The sequence below is a fragment of the Methylobacterium sp. WL18 genome, from assembly GCF_008040015.1.
Classification (GTDB): Bacteria; Pseudomonadota; Alphaproteobacteria; order Rhizobiales; family Beijerinckiaceae; genus Methylobacterium; species Methylobacterium mesophilicum.
The window spans coordinates 1-2611 of record NZ_VRVD01000653.1; the positions used below are offsets into that span (position 1 = coordinate 1).

Below are 2611 nucleotides of genomic sequence, written 5' to 3' on the forward strand. Positions count from 1 at the left end.
GCCGGGGCCTGGCCCGGGCCCTCGGCGAGGCCGGGGCCACCGTGATCGTCACCGCCCGCTCCAGCGAGACCGGTCCGCGCACCGAGATGCGGCCGGAATCGATCGAGGATACCGCCCGCCTGGTCGATGCGGCCGGCGGGCGCGGCCACCACTACCTCTGCGACCACCGCTCAGAGCGGGCCACGGATGAGCTGATCCATTGGGTGCTGCGCCGGTTCGGGCGGATCGATGTCGCGGCCTGCAGCGTCTGGGGCGGCAACGAGGGCTACGACGGCGAGCGCTACCCGGACGGGGCCGGCTGGGGCACGCCGTTCTGGCGCCGGTCGGCCGAACCGTATCTGGGGTTCCTCCAGGCCGGGCCGCTGCCGGCGCTGCTGCTCGCCCGCGCGGTCGCCCCGTCCATGGTGGCAGCGCGGACCGGCCTGATCGCGCTGGTCTCGTTCGGGACCGAGGAGTATCTCGGCGACGTGTTCTACGATTCCGCCAAGGCCGCCACCAACCGGCTGGCGCTCGCCTTCGGTCAGGACCTCGCGCCCTACGGCGTGACCGCGCTCGGCCTCTCGCCGGGCTTCGTCGCCACCGAGCGGGCCCTGGATCTCGGGCAGGACGAGCGGGCCACCGAGGGGCCGCTCTATGCCGGCCGGGCGCTCGCCGCCCTGGCGGCCGACCCGGACATCGCGGCCCGGGCCGGCGCGGTGCTGCACGCGGGCGACCTCGCCCGGATCTACGGCTTCACCGATGCCGACGGCACCCAGCCGGAGCGCTTCCGCGTCGGGCCCTGACCGCGCCCCGAAACCGGTTCGACCCGCCGCGGGAGCGAAAAACGGCCTTAATTCTCCCGCACGCTCGACCGTAATTGGCCGCGTGGGCACTTCGGTGTCCCGGCAGGCTCACTTCGGTGCGACGAGGAAAACAAGCATGTCGGATGCGAATACGGCCCCGCGCGTGCTGATGGTGTTCCCCAAGTTCTACGAGAACTCGATGTGGAACTTCAAGGAGGCCATGGAGCTGCAGGGCGCCCGCGCACCCGCGCCGCCCCTGGGCCTGATCACCCTCGCCGCGATGCTGCCGCCGGCCTGGCAGGTGAGTCTGATCAACCGCAACTGCGAAGACCTCACCGACGCGCAGATCCTGGCGGCCGACCTGGTGATGACCGGCGGCATGCTCCCCCAGGAGCCGGATTGCCTCGTCGTGATCGACAAATGCGCGGCGCTGGGCGTCCCGGTCTGCGTCGGCGGCCCGGCCCCGACCTCGACCCCGGAGATCTACGACAAGGCCGACTTCCTGGTTCTGGGCGAGGCCGAGGGCATCCTGGCCACCTTCGTGGAGGCCTGGGAATCCGGCGCCCGCCGCGGCCGGTTCACGGCGGAGAAGTTCAAGGCGGACGTCACGACCAGCCCGATCCCGCGCTTCGACCTTCTGACCTTCAGCCACTACCTGTATATCGGCGTCCAGTTCTCGCGCGGCTGCCCGTTCACCTGCGAGTTCTGCGACATCATCGAGTTGTACGGTCGCTCGCCGCGGACCAAGACCACCCCGCAGATGCTGGCCGAACTCGACCGGCTCTACAGCCTCGGCCATCGCGGCCATGTCGACTTCGTGGACGACAACCTGATCGGCAACAAGAAGGCGATCAAGCTGTTCCTGCCGCACCTGATCAAATGGCAGGAGGCGCACGGCTACCCGTTCAAGTTCTCCACCGAGGCCTCGCTGAACCTCGCGGACGACGACGAATTGCTCGGGATGATGCGGGACGCGAACTTCTTCGCCCTGTTCACCGGGATCGAGACGCCCGACGAGGCGACGCTGATCCAGACCCAGAAGAAGCAGAACACCAAGCGGTCGATCGCCGACAGCGTGCACAAGCTCTACGAGCACGGCATGTTCGTCACCGCCGGCTTCATCGTCGGCTTCGACACCGAGAAGGACAGCATAGCCAAGGCGATGTCCCTGTGCATCAGCCAGACCGGCATCCCGATTTCGATGGTCGGCCTGCTCTACGCGATGCCGAACACCCAGCTCTCGCGCCGCCTGCGCAAGGAGGGCCGCCTGTTCGAGAACTTCGCCTACACCACCGCCGAGCAGGGCGACCACTGCACGCAAGGGCTCAACTTCGTGACGCTGCGCCCGCAGCAGGACGTGCTGGCCGATTACCGGGATGTGCTAGCCGAGATCTACGACCCGCCGAACTTCTTCGAGCGCGTCCGAGAGATCTCCCGCCGGGTGAAGCGGCCCAAATTCGCGGCCCACAAGCTCGACTGGCGCCACGTCGCGCGCGACCTGGGGTCGCTGCTGCGGATCTGCTGGCGGATGACCGTGCGGCGGCCCGAACTGGCCAAGCACTTCTGGGGCGTGTTCCTGCAGACCGCCCGCCACAACCCGGCGGCCCTCGAGGCGGTGGTCACCAACATGGTGATCTACCTCCACGTCTACCCGTTCTCGCGCTACGTGATCCGCGAGATCAACGGCCGGATCGCCGAACTCGAAGCCGGCCGCTGGGTGTCGCCCCCGATCCTGGCGCCCGAAAAAGACAGCGGCGCCAAGGCCGCGCCGGTCGGCAAGGTGGTCGCCCGCGCCGAGGTCAAGCACCTCGCCGCGGTGGCCTGACCGG

The 2611-nt window shown here is 69.1% G+C and carries 2 protein-coding genes; both read left to right on the forward strand.

Features of this window, described 5'->3' with window-relative positions; all coding sequences use genetic code 11:
• Positions 1–782: SDR family NAD(P)-dependent oxidoreductase (locus FV228_RS26450; RefSeq protein ID WP_147857245.1), on the forward strand; the 782-nt coding region annotated here is incomplete at its 5' end.
• 136 nt (positions 783–918) lie between these two features.
• Complete coding sequence (locus FV228_RS26455; protein WP_147857246.1) at positions 919–2607, forward strand: B12-binding domain-containing radical SAM protein; 1689 nt, start codon at positions 919–921, stop codon at positions 2605–2607.
• Positions 2608–2611: the final 4 nt, after the last annotated feature.

Bases quoted from the DNA above. Each gene is read 5' to 3' on its own strand.
- FV228_RS26455 (WP_147857246.1), top strand. From the start codon at position 919: ATGTCGGATGCGAATACGGCCCCGCGCGTGCTGATGGTGTTCCCCAAG.